This window comes from Sphingobacterium gobiense, from assembly GCF_002980575.1.
Lineage (GTDB): Bacteria > Bacteroidota > Bacteroidia > Sphingobacteriales > Sphingobacteriaceae > Sphingobacterium > Sphingobacterium gobiense.
The window spans coordinates 115942-137698 of the sequence record NZ_PVBS01000001.1; the positions used below are offsets into that span (position 1 = coordinate 115942).

Genomic DNA, 21757 nt, shown 5'->3' on the forward strand with positions numbered 1-21757 from the left:
TTTGTCGTTTTGCATACACCAAGTGTCAGGCAACGAAGCTATCTTTGTTTAGAATCAATTTAAATAATAGTACTACAAAAATGAAGATGAAAAATATCCTAATAGCCAGTTTGTCTTTACTGTTTATGGCTAGTCTTACGGCCTGTAATAAAAGCGATCCTGCGCCGGAACCTGAAGTAGATCCGGTTATACCGGAGACCATGTTTAACCGGATGATTGAAGTGCGCAACTTTGGTGAAGATCTATCGGATGGTGCTGCGCCGGACAGTGACCAAGAGCCCATTTATTACAGCTTAGAGGAAAACAAGCCTGTTGCTGTTTCCTACCGAAGGACGAACCGCTGGGATATATCCTTTGCCGGTATATACCGATCCTACTTGGGCGGTAATAGCGGGCGTGGAGGCGGTGTTTCTCCCAATTATGGAGCGGGAGGTCCAGGCGTCGGGGGGATTATGATCGTCGAGAAGAGTTTTGACGAGGTGGTCGACATTCCCGACGACAACGTGTTCAAGACCGAACGCAATGTCATCAGCACTGATGACAACGGCGATATGGGGAATGGCATAGGCTGGTACCTTTATGATTTCGGTGGTACCCGGGTCCGCGACGGCGCCTATGACAATGCACATATAGCCTATGCGCTCGACAAACCGCTCGAGATTACATTGCCCAACGGAGGAAAGAAAACGGTACAGCCCCGTACCGTGATCGTGCGCACCGCCAGGGGTAACTATGCCAAGATCAGAATGCGCAGTATCTATAAAAACAAGTTGGAACGCGATAGTTGGAAACGGAACGACGACAAGCCTTACTTCTCCTTTGATTATGTATTGGCAAAGAAAGGAAGCGCCAAGTTTGAAATTGATTAGTCATACAATATACCTCCCTGCGGTAGGCAGGTCATTTACAACAATAAAAAAATGAATAAAACATATACCTTTTTAAGCATCCTGTTTCTGGGGTTGGTGTTCGCTTCCTGCACCAAAGAGGAAGAACTGGCACCTCTGCCACAAGACAAAATAGTAGAATACAGTGTCAACAATGTACCTGCGGGCACCAGCCTTTACGGTGCTATTGATGACGAGAAAAAAACCATAACACTCTATGTGCCTTTTTACCTCGGCCTGGAACTGATCGATGCCGATATCACGGTATCTCCCGGCGCCAAGCTGCAGGAGGAAATCCTGCCCATCCCGATCGATACCGAAGACCAGACCTATACAGTAATTGCTACCGATGGCTCAACAAACACTTATACACTCCTTATCGTGTCACAAAATACCCCTGATCTTGAGGCCGTCTGGGGAATTTATAACTATCCGGCAATACAGCCGACAGCTTATCCTGTTGGGATATTGCCTTATATCCATGGTAATTTTTACAGTAATAATATCAACCTGATTAAACTGACATTGGTTTCCCGCAATACGCAAAAAGCAGTACAGCTCAATACCCGGGAGGGACGAGCGGCTCTGGCTCCACTGCTTACCGGTGACGAACCGTACCGGTACCGGATCGCAAATCTAACGATTCCGATGGACATCGATACCGGTTACCACGATGTAAAGATTGCTTTTCTAGGACATCAGGTAACACTGGCGGATCCGATCAATATCCAATACAGGTCACCTCGGATTAACTATTCTTCTGGTAAGGCCATGCAACAAGGAGGAGAGGTCGTTTATAATGCAACGCCACAGTATCTGATATTGGAACCCACATCGGTCAAGGCAACCTACATGGAAAGTGGTACGACCTATGATTTCCCGATCGTGAAGTATGATATGGAGAGTGTTACCTTGAAGGTGCCAGACAATATTCCAACAGGCAGAATTTCTGTTATCTTCCAGACAACATATAAAAATTGGCCGACGACCACCAACAGTACTTCGATAACGGTCACTCCAAAATAGCCACGTGCTTATCTCCGGCAACGGAGATGTCTATATAATAAATTAGTATTTAATAACACAAAAATTAAACAAATGAGTATGAAAAACATCCTCAAATCAACAATAGCTGTCGCGGCGGCGGCCTTGTTCAGTCTGTCTTCATTCGCGAAAGACAATAACCCAGTGGCTATCCAGCCGTTAACACCGGCTAAGGTAACGGCTATTTCCTGCGGCTATCAATATAGCGTGACAGGAAATGTTGGCAGCCCTTTTAATCCTTCGACGTTTGGCAACGTATACGTTACCCTGGGCAGTGGTTCGGCATCGCAGGGTAGTTCTGCAGGAGCGCAGCTCATCTTCACTGAACATGCCAATGCTGCTGTGGCTGCTAATAGTGGAGCTCAACTAAGGATATTGACTGGTGTAGATATTTGCACAGTTACGGCTTCAGATTGGGCAGGCGCAACGTCTGCAAGCGGTGCTGTAGGTGAAGATGTTTGGTACACGTACGAGGATCAAGTAGCAACTCCGATCCCGGGTGTCGTGATGTTGGTAAGCAATGATGGCGGTGCTACCGTCTGGGCTTTCACCTTAGACTCTGCTACAGCCGTAGAGATTACTCCATTTCCAGGATTAACCATACAAGGTACCGTTACGATTAATGTGAACCAACTGTAAACATAGCATAAAGGTTTCCTCAGAGAAGCATGTTGGCAGACCTCTGAGGAATCTTTTACTTGTTGTCGATTTTGAGAACCAGAAACATGAATAGACTATACAAAATATATACGGGCATAGCGGTTGGCTGTACCGTTCTGTTTGGCGCATGCAAAACCGAATACCCCGACCTGCCTTATGCCGAAATAGAAACTTTCACTATCGAAGACGCCCATGGCGATCCGCTCCAGGCGGTTATTAAAGGAGACGAAATCATCATATATTGGACTCCATTAGAAGACGAGCCCGAAACCATCCGACCCGTCATCACCCTATCCGAGGGGGCGTCAATATCACCGGCATCGGGCGAAGTCGTACCGTACAGCGCGTCCACAAAATATACGGTGACTGCACAGGATGGTAGCAGAAAGACCTACACCTTCCGGCCGGAAGGCGGACAGCCTATACCTTATTTGAATAGCATAAATAATACAGAAATAAATATAAACGGTGTAGTTGCCCTATTGGGCGATTATTTCCTGCCCGATGCTGATAAAACCAAGGTCTACCTAATGGCCGGCGAACAGGAATATGAATTAACGGAATTTCGCAGATTTACAAATTCCAGTATTCACTCCGTTATCCCGATTACGACAGAACTGGATACCGGTTATTACGATGTCAAACTAGTGACTGGCAGGTACACGCTCATGGCCGGGCAGCAGATACACCTCAATGCCCCTACCTTATCAACGTTGCTGGACAGGACGAAGCTGCCGCCGACTACCATCAATCCGGGACAGACGTTCTCCGTTTATTTCACGCACGAGCAAGCCCTAAAATTTTATCAGGAGGATGATTTTATAGCACGGATGGAATACAGCGACAATACACCGGTGCGTAATTTTGATCCTCAGGTGACGTTTGTCAGTGCCACCGAAGTGCAGATGACGATCCCCACAGATATAGCTACCGGATCTGCTTACTTTGTCTTAGCGACAACGGGCAGTATATTGAACGTCATAGGACAATCGGTAACCATAGAATAGCTTTTGTTGAACTAAATATTCCATTGAAGCGCGTGATAAACTGTTACGGATTATGTTGCCTGTTGCTCTTTTTGTGCGGAGCATGCTCGAAGTCGCCGGTGACAGACGGGGAGGTACCGCTGCCAGAGCCAGAACCTGTGGATACACGCAGCACACGGGAAAAATATAGTGCTGCGATCACAGCCTGGCCGGAAGCGGAATGGTACAGTGGAATTATCAAAAAAGAGTTGGCGGAGCTGCCTGCCAACCCAAATGCCAAGCCCAATACCGAAGTTCTGCGTCTGGGCAAAGTATTGTTCTTTGAGAAGCGGATGGGTAGTATACAGAACTCCTGTTCATCCTGCCATAACCCGGCGAAGTTCTGGACAGATGGCAGCAGGATGGCAATTGGGGGTGGCGTACGCAATACGCCTACCATCGAAAACGCCTGGCACCTCAAAGGTCACCTTTTTCACGATGGCAGGGCAGCAACCTATGCCGAACAGATCACCGAAGCTATCGAATCGCCTATCGAGATGGACGGTGACCTGAATATTATACCATGGATCCTGTCGCAGATCCCGGGCTATCCCCCTCTATTTGAGGCGGCTTATGGCAGCAACAGCATCACCAGAGAGCGCATTCTCGATGCACTGGAAGTCTATACGCTAAGCATCAGCAGCGGCGAAACGGCCTTCGATCGGTTTGTACGTGGCGATTATGCCGCACTGACGGATAAGGAAATCGAGGGTTTACATTTGTTCCGCACCAAGGGAAAGTGTATCAACTGCCACAACGGCCCGTTCTTCACCGATCTGCAATACCACAATCTGGGCTATGCAGTGGATTTTCGTGGAGATTTAGATAATGGGCGCTACGAGGTTACCGGATTCGAAGCCGACAAGGGAAAGCTCCGTACCCCCGGACTGCGAAATGTATCCAATACTGCACCCTATTGGCATAATGGCGAGATTGCCACACTTGAAGAGGTTATCGATCTGCTTAACCGCGGTATGCCCCATACGGGTAGGCAGAAGATAAACGGAACGTTATCGCCACATATACGACCATTGCAACTCACATCAAACGAGCAACGAGCCATCCTGGCTTTTCTGAATACCCTAAGTAGTGAAGTGCTCAAAGTAGAATCACCCACACTACCTCAATAGTATAAAAGCCTCCTCTAGACATACATCCGAGGAGGCTCTTCGTTGGTAGCCGTGCTTTAACGTCTACATAATAAATTAGTAACGCAAAAGTACACTTCGGTTCAGAAAAAACAAATTACAAGTTACTAAAGTCAAAAAAATATCAGTTTGCATATGCGAATCACCGTTTTTAATAGATTGATTAACAACCCATCCTTTATATTTGATATTATTTAGAATATATTTAAATAATAACGATAGGGTAAACCTTTTATGAACAATATATGATGAAAGTAAATGACCACACAACATTGCAGGTATGGATCGCACAACTGCGGGAGCGCGGGCATATTGCAAGCAAACAGCGTATCTTGATCATGCAAGCGTTGTTTCAGCAACGCGAAATCGCCGACATGGAAGATTTCTGGATTGCTTTGCGCCAGCAGCATCCGGTATCTTGGGCGACCTTCTACAATTTTATTCGTTTAGCTTTGAAAGAGAACTGGATAAAAAAGGAGACAGGCACCTCTAATTATACACGTTATCAAATTCTGATTGATTGAATCTACGTAATAGGAATGCTGATTTAACGTTTTTCATATACGATTGAGCGAAATGCAGCATATAAGCTATACAATAAATAAGAATCTTTGTAAATCAACATTTAAAATAAATAGAACAACTATGATGTTAAATCAAAATATCAAAAAAAACACAAAAGAGGCACACCAAACCTTAGAGGGGGTGGTGGTGAGACAACTTAAGGCCGTTCGATCTGATGCGGATTATGCAGAAGTACTTAAGAATTTTTACGCGTATTTCAATGCCGTAGAAAAAGCCATCGCTCCGTTTATTACATCGGACGTATTGCCCGATTACACGGAACGTCGTAATTCATCGCATATCAAAGCGGATATTGAAGAACTTGGCGGAAAAGTAGATAATTTGCCTGAAGCGACAGCGCCAGTAATACAAAATGCGTTAGAGGCTTTAAGCGCGCTGTACGTATTGGAAGGTTCTATTATGGGCGGCCCTTATATTGTGCAGATGTTGAATAAGAATGGTGTGACGAAAGGAACGTCTTTCTTTTCCGGTTATGGAGAAAATACTGGTAAAATGTGGAGTACATTTGTTGATGTATTGAATAGGCGCAGTGAAGGCCCCGATAGCCAAAAGCGAGCTATTGAAATTGCCAACGAGACCTTTGCCCGGTTTGGAGACGTGTTTAGAAGCGTAACGGCTCAATAGCGCTAACGTTCAAAAAAGCAAATCCTCGCCATATCTTGGCGAGGATTTTTTTCTTTTTTCTAAAAATTATCGTACTTTAATAGCAATGTAATTCAATATAAAATTTAACGAATAGACAAAACTATGGCTGAGTCCCAAAAAAAAGGAGAGATTGTTACGGACATTTTAGAGGGGGAAACCTTAGATAGTATTCATCATGTCAACAATCCCGTGCTTGATGTGCCTACAGTAGAAAAGAAATATCTGAATAAGGTTCTTTCGTATATTAAGCAGGGAAATGTGCTCGTCTTTACAGACGGGAAAGCCAGTGTAGAAGTAAGGATTTTTTCCGATGAAATTATCAGAGTGCGTTTGGCGCCAAGAAGCTCATTTCTTGATGATTTCTCTTATGCTATTAAGCAAGATCTTGATATTCACCCTACTTCTTTCTCGATTTTGGAGATAGACAACGCTTTTATCATAAAAACCAATGCTTTGGTTTGCCGAATACAAAAAGAAAATTTTCTTGTGTCGTTCGAAGATTTGAATGGGAAAGTATTGAATGCCGACCAGAAACCCATGCATTGGGAAGAGAATCCGGACTTTGGAGGGTACTATGTCTACTGTACGAAACACACTTCCCATGACGAAGCGTTTTTTGGTTTAGGCGATAAGTCGGCTAATTTAAACTTACGAGGAAAAAGGTTCCAGAACTGGAATTCTGACACCTATGGTTTCGGTTTTAATCAAGACCCACTCTATAAAACTATTCCGTTTTATATAGGTGTAACAGGTGGAGATGCCTACGGTATTTTTTTCGACAATACATTTAGAACGTATTTCGACTTTGCTGCCGAACAAAACGACCAAACAAGTTATTGGTCGGAGGGCGGAGAACTGCAATATTACTACATTCATGGACCGCAGATGATGGATGTTGTGAAACGTTATCACGGACTGACAGGCACACACTATATGCCACCGCTGTGGGCAATCGGCTACCATCAGTGTCGATGGAGTTATTATCCTGAAGCCAACGTACGGGAAGTTGCTAGCCAATTCCGTAAACGACAGATACCATGTGATGCCATTTATCTAGATATCGATTATATGGATGGTTATCGCTGTTTTACCTGGAATAAACGCTATTTCCCAGACCCGAGGAAAATGATTTCAGATTTAGCTGCTGATGGATTTAAAACGGTAGTAATGATCGATCCGGGTATTAAGGTAGATGAAGATTATTGGGTATTCACCCAGGGGAAAGAAAATAAATATTTTTGTCGTCGTGGAGATGATTATTTTATGGAGGGATATGTATGGCCGGGACGCTGTCAATTTCCAGATTACACTAATCCCAAGGTAAGAGAGTGGTGGGGCACATTGTATCGTGACTTGGTAGAAGATGGTGTGGCAGGTGTATGGAATGATATGAATGAACCCGCTGTATTTGGTCGCGGAACATTTCCGGACGACGTACGGCATTATTACGAAGGGTTTAGGGGATCTCACCGTAAGGCCCATAATATATATGGTATGCAGATGGTGCGCTCCACTTATGATGGCCTAAAGAAACTCCAAAAAAATAAACGCCCATTTACGATCACACGTGCTGCTTATGCCGGAACACAACGCTATTCATCTGTATGGACAGGAGATAATATAGCAACTTGGGAACATCTAAAGATTGGTGTCCTTCAATTACAACGTTTATCCGTCTCGGGCCTTTCATTTTGCGGTACTGATATTGGTGGGTTTACCGGAGAGCCGGATGGTGAACTTTATACCCGTTGGATGCAATTCGGTGTGTTTTCTCCATTTATGCGCGTCCATTCAGCCGGAGATACACGCGATCGGGAGCCTTGGAGCTTTGGCCCAGAATGGGAAGCTATCTGTAAAAAGTTCATTGAGCTTCGTTACAGATTATTGCCTTATATCTATACAGTATTCTGGAGACAGCATAAGTATAGGGAGCCTATATTGCGGCCTATATCATTACTAGAACAACATAAACTGGAAAATCTGCGACGGGAGGAGGAATTTGCTTTTGGACATAATATTCTCGTTTCGCCTGTTATTCAACCGGGACAACAATCGAAGACGGTGTACTTACCAGAAGGTAATTGGTATTATTATTTCGACAATACTTCGCTGGAGGGCGGGCAAGCACATGAGGTCGAAACGCCATTGGACGAAATGCCCATCTTTATTCGTGGAGGAAGCGTAATTCCTGAATTTCCGGTGATGCAATACACAATGGAAAAGAATATCGATGCGCTAAAATTAAACATCTATTGGGGGCAAGGACGATATGAATCCCATGTTTATGCAGACCATGGTGAAACCTTTGCTTACGAACAAAATGTGTACAACGAAAAATATTTTATCGTTGAGGGAGAACAAAATAGCTTTACTATTGTACAACATTTAGAGGGATTGTATCACGAACGTTTCGATAGTTATAAGATTTACGTTGTCGGGCTTCCATTTGATGTGGGCCATATCGAAGTAGATGGAGATGTATTGGACATGTTGGTAGATGAAGAAGGCAAGCATTACATTTCCGTTGAAAAAGAATTTAGACGGTTAACGATTTCATAAATATAAACAACTGGGATTATGGGGCAGGCAGTAGAGGTATATTCGTTATTCACGGACTTCGATATTAATTTATTCTGTGCAGGAAAGCATTTTAGGCTATATGAAAAATTAGGATCACATACGGTGACGCATAATGGCAAAGAGGGCGTTCAGTTTGCCGTTTGGGCCCCTAATGCGACATCAGTTTCCGTGATAGGTAATTTTAATGGATGGAATCCACATAGTCATCAATTGTATGTCCGATGGGACAGTAGCGGTATTTGGGAGGGTTTCATTGAAGGACTACGGTTAGGAGAAGTGTATAAGTATCACATCCATTCGAACACAGGGGAACATTTGGAGAAAGCAGATCCATTCGCATTGGTGAACGAACAGCCGCCTCACACGGCTTCCGTCGTAGGAACAACCTGGTACCAATGGAACGACCAAACATGGATGCGGCAAAGACAAGTGTATAATGCCCATGACAAACCTTTTTCCGTATATGAAATGCATATAGGTTCCTGGTTACGCGACCCGTCTGATCCTGAGCGTTTTTTAACTTACCGCGAGGTAGCGGGTAAATTGGTACCTTATCTTAAGGAAATGGGGTTTACGCACGTGGAATTTATGCCTGTAATGGAACATCCTTTTTATCCTTCCTGGGGATACCAAATTACAGGTTATTTTGCAGCTTCTTCCCGTTATGGTAGTCCGCAAGATTTGATGTACCTTATCGAAAGCCTACATAAAAATAATATCGGTGTTATCCTGGATTGGGTACCATCCCACTTCCCGGGAGATGCCCATGGCTTGTACAAGTTTGATGGCTCTCACCTCTTCGAACATGAGGATCCACGCAAGGGCTTCCATCCCGACTGGAAATCATATATCTTTAATTATGGAAGAAATGAAGTCCGTTCTTTCTTAATTTCGAATGCTTTTTTCTGGTTGGACAGATACCATATAGATGGTTTGCGGGTAGATGCCGTGGCGTCTATGCTTTATCTGGACTATTCCCGCAATGAGGGGGAATGGATACCGAACGAACATGGCGGACGCGAAAACCTGGAAGCTGTACATTTTTTAAAAGAATTAAATGAGGCGGTGTACGCCCAGTTTCCTGATGTTCAAACCATCGCAGAGGAATCCACATCATGGTCCGGTGTGAGTAGGCCTACGTTTGACGGAGGTTTGGGTTTCGGTATGAAATGGATGATGGGCTGGATGCATGATACGTTAAACTATTTCAAGGAAGACCCGATTAATCGTAGATATCATCATGACAAGATAACCTTTGGAACGGTATACAGCTTCCATGAGAACTTTATGCTGCCGTTATCACACGATGAGGTGGTACATGGCAAGCAGTCTCTTATTTATAAGATGCCGGGCGATGAGTGGCAGAAGTTTGCTAACTTGCGTACGCTGTATCTTTATATGTATACTTTCGTGGGAACTAAACTGCTGTTTATGGGAGGGGAATTTGGCCAAACCTCCGAATGGAATGTCAATCAATCCCTCGACTGGCACCTCACGCAATTTGAACCGCATCGCGGTATACAACAATTTGTAAAAGACCTCAACATGTTATACCGGACGCAGCCCGCGTTATATGAACGAGCGTTTACTCCCGACGGTTTTCAATGGATAGAACTTGGCGACCATGAAAATAGTGTATTTGCCTTTCTACGTCGTGGGGCGATATCGTCCGATGATGTGCTGGTTGTGTTTAATCTTACACCCGTGGTAAGAAGTTACCGCGTTGGTGTACCGGTACCAGGCTTGTGGGAAGTAATCCTCAATTCGGACGATGTGCCCTATTATGGAAGCGGGATACACCAGCGTGCGGCTCTTTCCGAGGAAATGGAGTGGATGGGCTGCGCAAATTCTATAACACTTAGATTACCTCCTCTTGGCGGATTAATCCTCAAACAAGTTTAGTATGCATGTAATACATTTAAGTGTCGAGTGTTTTCCATTGGCAAAAGTAGGCGGATTGGCTGATGTGGTAGGCGCATTGCCACGATACCAGCGTAAACTCGGTATCGATGCATGGGTGGTATGTCCCTACTACGATAAGCCATTTACACGTGACAACGACTTTTTATCAATTGCCAAAGGTTCTTTTTTTCAGGGATCGGAAGAGCTGCACTATGAGATATTGAAGGAAACCGAGAACAGTTTAGGCTTCCCTCTTTTCCTAATTCGCATACCCGGTAAATTGGATAGACAGGAAGTATATTGCTATCCTGACGAGGCGGAGCAATGGATAGCTTTTCAACATGCATGTTTAGATTGGCTTAAAAACAGTGGGACTAAACCCGATGTTATTAATTGCCACGATCACCATGTAGGTCTAATTCCTTTTTTAACAAAGTATGCTAATGACTTTAAAGAATTTGAAAAGGTGAAAACTGTATTTACCGTGCATAACGGGCAATACCAAGGCTGGATGAACTGGAGCAAAAGCATCCTATTGCCCGCATTTGATACATGGAAATGGGGATTATTGGACTGGGACGGGCTTATCAATCCATTGGCGGCAGCTATAAAATGTTGTGATGCTTTTACGACCGTTAGTGAGGGGTACCTCCAAGAATTGTACACGCAAGCAAATGGATTGGAAGGCTTATTCTTTTCAGAAGCAGCAAAAGGTTATGGGATTGTCAATGGTATCGATGACGCCTATTGGAACCCGGCAGCGGATAAATTGATATCCGTTAACTATGATGTTGAGTCCAACAAAAAAGGGAAAGCAAAAAATAAGAAAGCGTTTTGTGAAAAATATGGTCTGGACGAAACATTGCCTCTGCTGACATATATCGGCCGTTTTGCTGTCGAAAAAGGAGCGGATTTATTACCGGAAATTGTTGTAAATGTTTTTTCGTATACTGAAAATAAAATAAGTATATTTATACTAGGTTCAGGCGATACCCAGATTCAAGCTAATTTACAAGCTTTATTGGCGGCATATCCGGGTCGTCTTGCGACGTTCTTTGGCTATAATGAAACATTAGCACATGAGGTATATGCCGCGGCAGACATGATTTTGATGCCGTCGCGTGTAGAGCCTTGTGGCCTAAACCAATTGTACGCGATGAAATATGGTACTATTCCGATTGTTCGTGGAATAGGTGGACTAAAGGACACTGTGCGAGATATAAGTGAGAAGAATGGTTACGGTTTTGTGTTCTCAGACGCTACTTCTGAAGAAGCTGTTTCCGCCATTGGACGCGCCCTAGATTATATCGGGCAGCGGGGGAAAATGCAAAGAGTCCGAAGAAAAGAGATGGAGCTGGATTTTTCCTGGCATAAATCCGCTCAACAGTATGTCAATTTGTATAACCAGTTATAAATTTAATGGTATGGCACATAAAGTAGTATCGATTGTATTGGGGGGGGGACGCGGAACACGCCTTTTCCCATTGACAGAGCAGCGCTCCAAGCCAGCAGTTCCGATTGCAGGGAAATATCGTTTGGTTGACATTCCTATTTCCAACTGCCTGAATTCGGGATATAACAAGATTTTCGTCTTGACACAGTACAATTCGGCCTCGTTAAATCAACACATCAAGAATTCCTACAATTTCAGTATTTTTAGTAAGGGCTTTGTGGACATACTTGCAGCCGAACAAACATTGGAGGGAGACCGATGGTTTGAAGGTACAGCGGACGCCGTCCGACGCACACAGAAGAATTTGGTCAATGTGGATTATGACTATGTACTAATTTTATCGGGAGACCAACTTTACCAAATGGATTATTCGTCGTTGATTGACTTTCACGTGGAGAACGGTGGTGATGTCACCATAGCCACTATTCCGGTGAATGGTAAAGATGCAACAGGTTTTGGTATCTTAAAGGCAAATGAAATAAATGAGATTACGTCTTTCACAGAAAAGCCGGACAGCGAAGAGGTGTTAAACTGGGGATCTGAAGTTTCGGAAGAGATGCAACATCAAGGTCGATTATACTTAGCGTCGATGGGAATCTACGTATTCTCTAAGGGCGTATTGCGAAAAATGCTCACTGAAAACCCGGGAATGGATTTCGGGAAAGAGCTTATTCCTGATGCCATCGAGAGCCAAAAGGTATTGAGTTATCAGTTTGACGGATATTGGACAGATATTGGAACTATTCGTTCGTTTTTCGATGCGAATATTGGTCTGACCGATGACGTACCAGATTTCAACCTCTTTAATGAGACAGTCTTTACGCGCGCTCGTATGTTGCCGCCCTCTAAAATTTCGGGTACGACGTTGAACAATACGATAGTAGCCGACGGTTGTATCTTAAATGGAGATAAATTGGAACGCTCTGTAATCGGTGTCCGCTCACGAATTGGAAAAGGAACAGTCATCAAATCAACCTATATGATGGGCGGAGATCATTATGAAGATCTTGAAGAAGTCATTACGCTGGGCAATACACAGCAACCGCCTCCGATAGGTGTGGGCGAGCGATGTTATATAGAAAATGCAATCCTCGATAAAAATTGCCGAATCGGAAATGACGTCCGTATAAAAGGTGGGATACATCTATCTGATGGTGATTTTTCAACACATACAATACGTGACGGTATCGTCGTTATCAAGCGTGATGCGGTAATTCCCAACGGAGCAACAATCGGCTGCTAAATCCTTACAATCTCAATTCAAATTTGAAAAGCTTTCCAAATAGTTGGAGAGCTTTTTTCAGATAGATGTAGTAGTATTCTATATTTATTCCGTCCTTTGTCGAAAAATGGCGTTTGTCTATCGGTAATGACACACGTTGTTGTTTCGGAATCAATAACTTAGAAGATAGAGATAAGTGGACAGAAATAAGATTATCAAACAACATTATTGGAAGCTTTCGATTGTTTCAATTGGAATAGCTCTGGTTTGTAGTTTATTGGCATACACCTTGAAACATAGTACTGAATGGTTAGAAATATCGGTGTTTGAATGGATTTCTGATACAAACACATGGTTTTTTCTATTATTTCCGAGCGTTGGTATTACAGCTATCTATTTTTTACGGAAATGGTTGTTTCACAACCGTAAGAATAAGGGGTTAACGGAAATTTTCAAGACATTGGACGATAGAAAAGATCATCTTCCATTATTTAAGATTCCTTCCCACTATATCAATGGCTTCTTGACAGTTGTTTTTGGAGGCTCAACCGGCGTGGAAGTATCTACGGTGGTAGCTACTGCATCTATTGGCAATGCGGTTTATGAAAAAGGAGGCGTCGCCAAGATGTACAAACGTGAACTGATTTGTGCAGGGGTAACGGCAGGCGTCGCGGTGTTATTCGGAAGTCCGTTCGCCGGTTGGCTCTTTGCTCTGGAAGTCGTCGCCAGGAAATTCAATAAGACACTTTTTCTGGCATCTACCACTGCCGCAATTACCTCGGGGATATTTATTTATTTTTTTGATAATCGTCCATTTTTTAACTATACCGTGCAGGATTGGTATACTAGTGCGTTACCTTTTTTTATTCTTTTGAGTTTATTGTGTGGGCTGCTGTCCATTTATTTCACGTTGTTGGTTACACGTATTAAACTATTTTTTTCGCAGATTAATAACAATTTTATACGCGTCAATCTCGGCGCACTTATAGTTGGGGGGCTAATTTTTTGTTTCCCGTTGTTGTATGGCGATAGCTATCATGGGTTAAAAGGGATTGTCGACACCGCGATAACAGGAGGGCAACTGTCTTTAGGTATACTTTTTCTAGTTATTCTTCTGAAGCCTATCGCAGCTTCTTTAACTTTAGGGGCAGGCGGAGACGGGGGCGTTTTTGCCCCGAGTATCGTTGCAGGTGCGCTATTGGGGCTGGGGTTTGCGGTATGTTGTAATGCTCTCTTTGATACTAACCTTATTCTTATCAATTTCGTATTAGCTGGCGCGGCAGCAACATTATCGGCCTCTATCTACGCTCCCTTTACGGCTCTCTTTTTGACCTGTGGGTTGGCCGCTAATGGGTTCGAATTGTTTTTACCTATCTTAATTGTCTGTTTCCTGGCAAAATATAGCGCACAGAAAATATTGCCCTATAACGCCTATACATATGATGGTTTTTTAGCCAAACGGAGGGTGACGGAGATGGCTGATTGAGGTCGCTTACCTAGGCATCGGTGTAGTCGAATATTAAAATCAGATTAATGAATATCAACAATACGTCCGGAAACGGTGGTAGTATTGCCATTCCCGGATAAACAAGCCGGTTGGGGCATTTCTCGATAAGGTATAATAAATAAAAAATATTCCTATATATGCAATATAATATCAATTCGAGCGTTTTTAATATAAGGAGAAGCAAAAAACGGTGAGCTCTCTAAAAGAGATGACGTTTAAAATAAAAGCTTGCTTTACGAAAATGTATCTGTAAAGAATAAGCAAAGGGTTTATTCGAAAAAAGAAACATAGAAACGGAAAGAAAAGATACGAAGTAGAGAAGCATGAAAGGGTTCAGATTGATCTGAACCCTTTCTCCTTGATATATCCATGGTAACCATAGTTTCCAATTATTTATTTAACAATCATTTAACTGTTGGCTAAATAATTGTTAAGATTAAACCACTATATTTACAAAAAAAAATACTAGCCGAATAGACTAGACAAGAAACAAAAGATCAATACCATTTTACACATTCAATGAGTTCATCCATTAAGTTCAACAATGTCAATACATTGTTCTCAAAATCCCTCAAATTTAAAATCAACGATTATTTCAGTAGTACATATAAAAAGAAAACCGGAAATAGACGAATATTTATTAAAGCAGCAGTCCTGTTAACCACTTTCACGCTGCTGTACACCATTTTAGTTTTTGTACAACCACATTGGACTGTTGGTATCGTACTTTGTTTGCTGTTCGGAGTTAATCTTGCCGCTATTGGTTTCAATATCATGCACGATGCGGGACACAATTCATTCTCTGAAAACAAAAATCTAAATACCGTACTTTCTTATACCTTAAACCTATTAGGAGGCAATATCTATTTTTGGAAGCTTAAGCACAATATCGCGCATCACACCTACACCAACATCGATGGTGAGGATCATGATATAGAAGTTAAATTTATGCGGATTCACCACGATCAGCAATTGAAGAAGCATCATCGTTACCAATCGTTTTATTTTATTTTCCTATATGGTGTTTCCTATTTAGCTTGGATTTTCTATCAGGATTATGAAAAATATTTTCGGCAGAAGATGGGGGGAAGCTCGACACGATTCCACTTCCCACTGCGCGAACGGGTTATCTTTTGGACCAGCAAAGTGCTGCACTTTTTGATGTTTGTCGTTATTCCCATTGTATATGTGGGATGGCTACCTACATTAATCGGATGGGGGATTGCTGGAGCTGTATGTGGTATCAGTTTAGCGACTGTTTTCCAGTTGGCACATGTTGTCTCTGAAACAGAGTTTAAAACCATCGATCAATCGAAGGTCGAAGAGGAATGGATGATTCATCAGATTCAATCGACTGCTAATTTTGCTACCAAGAACAATGTGTTGACATGGTTGTTGGGGGGGCTTAATTTTCAAGTTGAACATCACCTTTTTCCTAGAATTAGTCATGTGCACTATCCCGCCATCAATAAGATTGTACAGCAAACCTGTAAAGAATACAATATTCAATATATTGAGTTTAGATCGTTTCGACAAGCTTTTATGTCGCATGTCCGGGTAATCCAGGCGATGTCAAGATAATATATTGATACAAATATCCAAAAGTGATGAAAAGTCTTTTATTTACAAATAATTAGCATTATCTTTGACGACATTAGGTCCTGTCGACGCTCTTTTTGATTCCGTTAGTCTAGCTTTCGCCATCACTCTTAGCTTTTTCAGTTTCCGTTAAGTTATCATAAATATAGACAGCACTAGTGCTGATTGGCGTCGTAACCCTCTGATCTGAACATCTCGATATATTACTGTTAACAAGCAAAAATATGTTCTCTTATTGATAGGCATTGCCTTGTCGAGACATACGATTGATAGTCTGTCCGAATTTTTAGATCGAGATAGGTTTCAGTCATAAATTAAATGAAATGAGTTTTAACAATTTCGGGATAATAGATCCCATTGTAAGGGCCCTTAATGATATAGGATATTCCGCTGCTACTCCGATACAGAAGCAGGCAATTCCCCTCATATTGAAAGGTAAGGATATTATAGGCTGTGCCCAAACGGGAACAGGAAAAACTGCTGCTTTTGCTTTGCCTGTGCTTAACTTACTGGCATCAGATACCAAGAAATACAATATGCCCCGTGCGTTAGTACTTGTCCCGACAAGGGAACTGGCTATACAAATTGACCAAAGTGTCGCACAATACAGTAAAAATATTCGTGTAAATCGCTTGGCAATCTATGGGGGCGTTTCCCAGGTCGCTCAAGTAGAACGACTACGCAAGGGCGTAGACATGCTTGTTGCGACACCGGGTCGATTAATGGATTTAATCAATCAGGGTCATGTGAGCCTTAGTCAAATTCAAGTCTTAATATTGGATGAAGCGGATAGTATGTTGGATATGGGATTTGTGCACGAAATTAAACGTATCTTAAAGTATATTCCTCAGAAAAGACAGACCTTATTCTTTTCGGCAACTATGCCAAATGAAATCCGCAAGTTTGCGAATACTATTCTTCACAACCCGGCCGAGATCAATGTTTCCCCTGTATCGTCTACAGCTGAGAAAATTGTACAGTCTGTTTCCTTTGTCGAAAAAAAGGACAAAGCTGCTTTTTTGGCTGGCGTTTTGCGGGATGGTCGTGTTACTCAAACTTTAATTTTTACACGTACAAAACATGGTGCAGATCGTTTAGCAAGGATATTGGGTAAAGGAGGGATATCAGCTGCTTGTATTCACGGAAACAAATCGCAGACGGCTAGACAAAAGGCTTTGTCATCTTTTAAAAATGGTGGGGTCAATATATTGATTGCCACTGATATTGCTGCGAGGGGGATTGATATTCAAGAGCTTCCATTCGTTATCAATTATGATCTGCCAGTTGATTCGGAAACATACGTACATCGTATTGGTCGGACAGGTAGGGCTGGGAAAGAAGGAAAAGCGCTCTCTTTATGCAGTGAAGAAGAAAAGCCTACTTTATTAAAAATTCAAAAGTTAATAGGCTTTCAATTGCCGATAACCGGAAAAAATAATAACAATTTATCAATAAATAATTAATACAATGCAAGAAGGAACAGTAAAATTCTTTAACGTTACCAAGGGTTTCGGTTTTATTACACCAAGTAATGGTGGTCAAGACATCTTTGTACACTCAACAGGTTTAGTCAATGACGTACGCGAAAATGATAGCGTAACATATGATGTTGAGCAAGGTAAAAAGGGGCTTAACGCAGTGAATGTTCGCGTAGCGAGATAGTGATAGGCTAGTTTAATTGTGAGATTAAACTACTTTTCATATTAAAATGGTGAGCTTTAGCTCGCCATTTTTTTAGGCCAAAGAATTAAGACTCCAGTTCTATTTCGGAGACTTGATTTCCTTGTTTCGTACGAATATACTTATATTTTACTTTTTGGTTTACAGCCAAAACCATACCCGCTAGCTTATCGTTAAAATAGACTGTTTCCCTACTTAAGTTGTCCCGAATAAAACCGTAGTGTCCAACCTCGTTATAATAAGAAACTTTACCATAAAGATATTCGTCTTCTGTATCTGCTGGACGAATTAAATCTTCTTCTTTAAACTTGTATGGCTGCGTTGGTGGTGTGTCGGAAATATTACCAAACTCGTCTACATAAGCAAACATTTCTTCCAATGGTTTGCCTTTGTTGTTCTCAGACTTATTTAGTTCTCTTCTTTCTTGTTTTTCTTTCTTTTTCAGTTGCTGTTTTTTAGCACGTTCTTTTTTCTTGAATGTAAGTTGATTTCTTGACATTAAAAGGGGTTAAAATTATAAAATAATAAGGTGTAAATCTTATAAGAAGCGAATTGCTCAAGGATAAGAGATAGGTGCCTTTTTGAAATGTACACAAATATACGGATTTAAAATGGCAAAAGCAATTTTAGCAAAACTAGACATTACTGGCATATTAGCCTTTCATCCCTCGGGCAGCGACTAAAAGAGGACTTTAGAAACAAAAAAGCTTCAATCTTTTGACTGAAGCTCTGCAGAGAGGAGGGATTGGTTTAGCCCTCATAAGCCCCATTCTCACCCCTAAACCTTCTCGAATCGAACCCCGGCCATACCTTCGGTTCGAATCTACCGGCTTAAAACAATAAACCCCTTATCTTTCAATAAGGGATTTATCTGCGGAGAGTGAGGGATTGGTTCAGCCCCGCAAGCCCCATACTCAGCCCTGAACCTCTTTTGGATCGAACCCTGCGGGTTCTCATCCCTCAGGCAGCGGCTAAAAATGCTTTAGAAATTAAAAAAGCTCCAATCTTTTGATTGAAGCTCTGCGGAGAGTGAGGGATTATCTCGCTTCGCTCGGTGATCCCCTGGATGGGAGGCTTCACGAAAACTAAAGCCATTCGCTTCGCTCATTCTTTTGTTGTTTAATCCTTTTGTTCAAACGTTGTTTGCAAAAGTCTATAAACAACAAAACCCGACTATTGTCGGGCTTTGTTGTTTGCGGCGGAGAGTGAGGGATTCGAACCCCCGAACCTGTGACAGTTAACGGTTTTCAAGACCGCCGCATTCGACCACTCTGCCAACTCTCCGCGACAAAAGTAGAAATTCTGACCCGATTCGCAAAAATTATTTTCCCCTTTGGACATTACCCTTTGAAAATGAGGTGAATTATTTTTTAAATGTTTTATCAGTCTACAAAAAGCAATACTGAACATGTCTTCGTGTGTATATTTCCGTTGCCAATAAAAAATAAATGCACTATTTTCACGGCCACATATGGCAAGAAGGAAAACTGTTGGAAGGAGGACGAAAGCAAGTGAAGAACGTAAAAGATATTTGGTTTGGAGTATCGTTGTACCGCTATGTATGTTAAGCGGTTTTGCCCTTTTATTTTATACAACAGATTTTTCTTATACTATTAAAAACTGGATTTTTCCGCAGGAATCAACGAACAAGCATACCGCTAGCGAGCACGAAAAGCGCAATATTGAATTAATAAAAAAACACGATTCTTACATATATGGGATTGATATATCCCAATATCAAGGTAATATTAGTTGGTTAGAGATCAACACTATATATGATCAAACACCGATCGACTTTGTGTTTATTCGTGCTACAATGGGCGAGAAGGCAAAAGACAAGCATTTCGAAGTGAACTGGAAAGCAGCACAAAGTAGAACAAAACTCCGGGGAGCTTATCATTATTTTCGCCCTAACGAGAATTCTATTCGTCAAGCCCGTAATTTTATAAACACGGTTAGGCTGAGGTCTGGTGATCTACCCCCAGTTTTAGATATTGAGGAGCGCCCCCGTAAGCAATCTATGGATTCGTTGAAGGTAGGACTGAAGCGGTGGCTGGGCGAGGTCGAGAAACATTACGGAATCAAACCCATACTCTATTCTGGAGATAGCTATTTTACTGATTTTTTAGAAAGAGAGTTTTCCGATTATATATTATGGATAGCCAATTACAATTTTTGGGTAGATAAACCTAAGAAACACTGGGACTTTTGGCAATTCTCCGAACGAGGCTTCGTACGCGGTATACAGGGAAACGTGGACCTTAATATGTTCAGGGGTAGTATCGAAGAATTAGAAGAATTGACAATGCCCTATTAATCCTGGTTTTCGTTTATATGGTTAGGTGAAGAAGGAGGCGTAATAACCAAAACCTTATCTATTCGGTGCCCATCCATATCAATTACTTCCAGTTTGTATTCTTTAAAGTGGACAAATTCGCCCTCTTCGGGTACGTGATCCAGCGTAAGAAATATCAGTCCTCCTAAAGTGGTAACATTCGAAATATCATCTTCTTCTGCTTCGTTCAAATTGATCTGAAAATATTCCAGAAAATCGTCTAGCTGCATTCTTCCGTCAATTATATATGAATCATCTTCCCGTTTACGGATAAGGGCATCTGCATGTTTCTCATCGTTGTTCATGTCACCGAAAAGCTGGCGTACAATATCTTTAATAGATACAATCCCTTGGGGTATACCGTATTCGTCGATGACAACGGCTAATTGTGCCCTGCCGTTTTTTAGAACGTTTAGAATATTGTATGCTGATGTGTTTTCGTTGACGAACGGGATGGGCTTTACCAACGCCTTCAAGTCGATCGGTTTATTATCGATATATTTTTTCAAAAACGTCTTAACATGAATAATACCCTTTACCTGATCGAAGGTTCCATCTACGACGGGGAACTCGGTATGTTCAGACTGTCGGATAATGTTTTTGTTTTCTTCAAAACTACTTTGCAAATCCAGGTATTCGATATCAGAGCGATGTACCATTAAGTTGATAGCGCGTTTATCACCTAATATAAGCAAACGGTCAACAAAGTCATGTTCAAAATTCTCAATAACGCCACTCATTACTCCTTCGTCAACCAGCGCTTTGATTTCCTCTTCTGTAACGGTATTCTTGGAAACCTTAATATTCAATAATCGAACAAGTGCGTCGGTGGAAACGCTTAATAACCAGACAAATGGTTTAACAAATTTACTTAAAAACAGCATCGGGGTAGCGACAAATGATGCGTATTTCTCCGGTATCGCCATCCCGATCCGCTTGGGGACAAGTTCGCCAATGACTAGGGAAAGATAAGTAATGCTAAGGACTACAACAATGATAGCTACCTGTTGACTATACGGAGCTAGAAATGATACTTGGCTAAAGACAGCGGCTAGATAAGTAGATATCGTGCCGCCACTGAAAAAACCGGTGAGAATACCGACTAAGGTGATACCGATCTGGATAGTAGATAAAAATCGATTGGGATTTTCTTTTAAATTTAAAGCTATCCGTGCAGATTTGTTGTTTTTGTCTGCTGCTGCTTGGAGACGCGCCTTTCGACTTGACACAATCGCAATTTCGGAAGCCGATAATATGCCATTAAATATGATTAACGCTATGATAATAATAATCTCTGTCAGCATAAAGCTATTTTAACTTCTAAAATACAAATTCTTTTCCAGCGTCACGCATGCTTCTGAAAAAAAACTAAAAAAGCGAGAGTCGCTTGTCAACAGCTTTTGTAAATCGCCGACTTTTCTAAACAGATTTAAAATAATTAATTAAAGAAAGAACAAACGTTTGCTTTAATACGACGTTTTTATT

At 42.0% G+C, this 21757-nt stretch carries 19 protein-coding genes and 1 tRNA gene; 16 read left to right on the plus strand and 4 right to left on the minus strand.

Annotated features, from left to right (window positions below):
• Window positions 1–86: 86 nt before the first annotated feature.
• From C5749_RS00490 to C5749_RS00560, 15 genes are all read left to right on the plus strand, one after another.
• Window positions 87–869, plus strand: a complete 783-nt coding sequence (locus C5749_RS00490) for an HmuY family protein (RefSeq protein WP_219847871.1) — start codon at window positions 87–89, stop codon at window positions 867–869.
• Between the two features lie 51 nt (window positions 870–920).
• Window positions 921–1913, plus strand: a complete 993-nt coding sequence (locus tag C5749_RS00495) for a hypothetical protein (protein ID WP_105722023.1) — start codon at window positions 921–923, stop codon at window positions 1911–1913.
• Between the two features lie 78 nt (window positions 1914–1991).
• On the plus strand, window positions 1992–2570 hold the full coding sequence (locus C5749_RS00500) for a hypothetical protein (RefSeq protein ID WP_105722025.1): 579 nt from the start codon (window positions 1992–1994) through the stop codon (window positions 2568–2570).
• A gap of 86 nt (window positions 2571–2656) precedes the next feature.
• Window positions 2657–3598 (plus strand): hypothetical protein, encoded by a 942-nt coding sequence (locus C5749_RS00505; RefSeq protein WP_105722027.1) that lies wholly within the window; start codon window positions 2657–2659, stop codon window positions 3596–3598.
• Window positions 3599–3696: 98 nt separating this feature from the next.
• A complete protein-coding gene (locus tag C5749_RS00510) occupies window positions 3697–4746 on the plus strand; it encodes a cytochrome-c peroxidase (protein ID WP_245893574.1) in 1050 nt (349 codons plus the stop codon).
• Window positions 4747–5009: 263 nt separating this feature from the next.
• Complete coding sequence (locus C5749_RS00515; RefSeq protein ID WP_105722031.1) at window positions 5010–5288, plus strand: hypothetical protein; 279 nt, start codon at window positions 5010–5012, stop codon at window positions 5286–5288.
• A gap of 121 nt (window positions 5289–5409) precedes the next feature.
• Window positions 5410–5973 (plus strand): biliverdin-producing heme oxygenase, encoded by a 564-nt coding sequence (locus tag C5749_RS00520; protein WP_245893575.1) that lies wholly within the window; start codon window positions 5410–5412, stop codon window positions 5971–5973.
• A gap of 123 nt (window positions 5974–6096) precedes the next feature.
• A complete protein-coding gene (locus tag C5749_RS00525; RefSeq protein ID WP_105722033.1) occupies window positions 6097–8553 on the plus strand; it encodes a glycoside hydrolase family 31 protein in 2457 nt (818 codons plus the stop codon).
• Window positions 8554–8571: 18 nt separating this feature from the next.
• Window positions 8572–10476 (plus strand): 1,4-alpha-glucan branching protein GlgB, encoded by a 1905-nt coding sequence (glgB, locus tag C5749_RS00530; protein ID WP_105722035.1) that lies wholly within the window; start codon window positions 8572–8574, stop codon window positions 10474–10476.
• 1 nt (window position 10477) lies between these two features.
• Window positions 10478–11890: a glycogen synthase gene (locus C5749_RS00535; RefSeq protein ID WP_105722037.1), complete on the plus strand. Its 1413-nt coding sequence runs from the start codon at window positions 10478–10480 to the stop codon at window positions 11888–11890.
• Window positions 11891–11900: 10 nt separating this feature from the next.
• A complete protein-coding gene (locus C5749_RS00540; protein ID WP_105725067.1) occupies window positions 11901–13172 on the plus strand; it encodes a glucose-1-phosphate adenylyltransferase in 1272 nt (423 codons plus the stop codon).
• A 268-nt stretch (window positions 13173–13440) separates the two neighbouring features.
• The gene (locus C5749_RS00545) at window positions 13441–14637 is read left to right on the plus strand and encodes a chloride channel protein (protein WP_245893576.1); all 1197 of its coding nucleotides are present in this window, start codon (window positions 13441–13443) and stop codon (window positions 14635–14637) included.
• 540 nt (window positions 14638–15177) lie between these two features.
• Window positions 15178–16239 carry a fatty acid desaturase family protein gene (locus C5749_RS00550; protein ID WP_105722041.1) on the plus strand — a complete coding sequence of 354 codons (1062 nt, stop codon included), beginning with the start codon at window positions 15178–15180 and terminating at the stop codon, window positions 16237–16239.
• A gap of 341 nt (window positions 16240–16580) precedes the next feature.
• Window positions 16581–17720 carry a DEAD/DEAH box helicase gene (locus C5749_RS00555; RefSeq protein ID WP_105722043.1) on the plus strand — a complete coding sequence of 380 codons (1140 nt, stop codon included), beginning with the start codon at window positions 16581–16583 and terminating at the stop codon, window positions 17718–17720.
• A 4-nt stretch (window positions 17721–17724) separates the two neighbouring features.
• Window positions 17725–17919: a cold-shock protein gene (locus C5749_RS00560; RefSeq protein WP_105717781.1), complete on the plus strand. Its 195-nt coding sequence runs from the start codon at window positions 17725–17727 to the stop codon at window positions 17917–17919.
• Between the two features lie 85 nt (window positions 17920–18004).
• On the opposite strand, the gene C5749_RS00565 is transcribed toward C5749_RS00560, so the two are convergent.
• The 3 genes from C5749_RS00565 to C5749_RS00570 form a co-directional block, all read right to left on the minus strand.
• Complete coding sequence (locus C5749_RS00565; RefSeq protein WP_243403362.1) at window positions 18005–18436, minus strand: cold-shock protein; 432 nt, start codon at window positions 18434–18436, stop codon at window positions 18005–18007.
• 483 nt (window positions 18437–18919) lie between these two features.
• The gene (locus C5749_RS19870; RefSeq protein ID WP_281258026.1) at window positions 18920–19045 is read right to left on the minus strand and encodes a hypothetical protein; all 126 of its coding nucleotides are present in this window, start codon (window positions 19043–19045) and stop codon (window positions 18920–18922) included.
• A gap of 91 nt (window positions 19046–19136) precedes the next feature.
• Window positions 19137–19221, minus strand: a tRNA-Ser gene (locus tag C5749_RS00570).
• Window positions 19222–19408: 187 nt separating this feature from the next.
• On the opposite strand from C5749_RS00570, the gene C5749_RS00575 reads away from it, so the two are divergent.
• Entirely contained in the window at window positions 19409–20254 is an 846-nt protein-coding gene (locus tag C5749_RS00575) for a glycoside hydrolase family 25 protein (protein ID WP_105722045.1), read from the plus strand.
• On the opposite strand, the gene C5749_RS00580 is transcribed toward C5749_RS00575, so the two are convergent.
• A complete protein-coding gene (locus tag C5749_RS00580; RefSeq protein WP_105722047.1) occupies window positions 20251–21576 on the minus strand; it encodes a hemolysin family protein in 1326 nt (441 codons plus the stop codon). The genes C5749_RS00575 and C5749_RS00580 overlap by 4 nt on opposite strands.
• Window positions 21577–21757 lie beyond the last annotated feature (181 nt).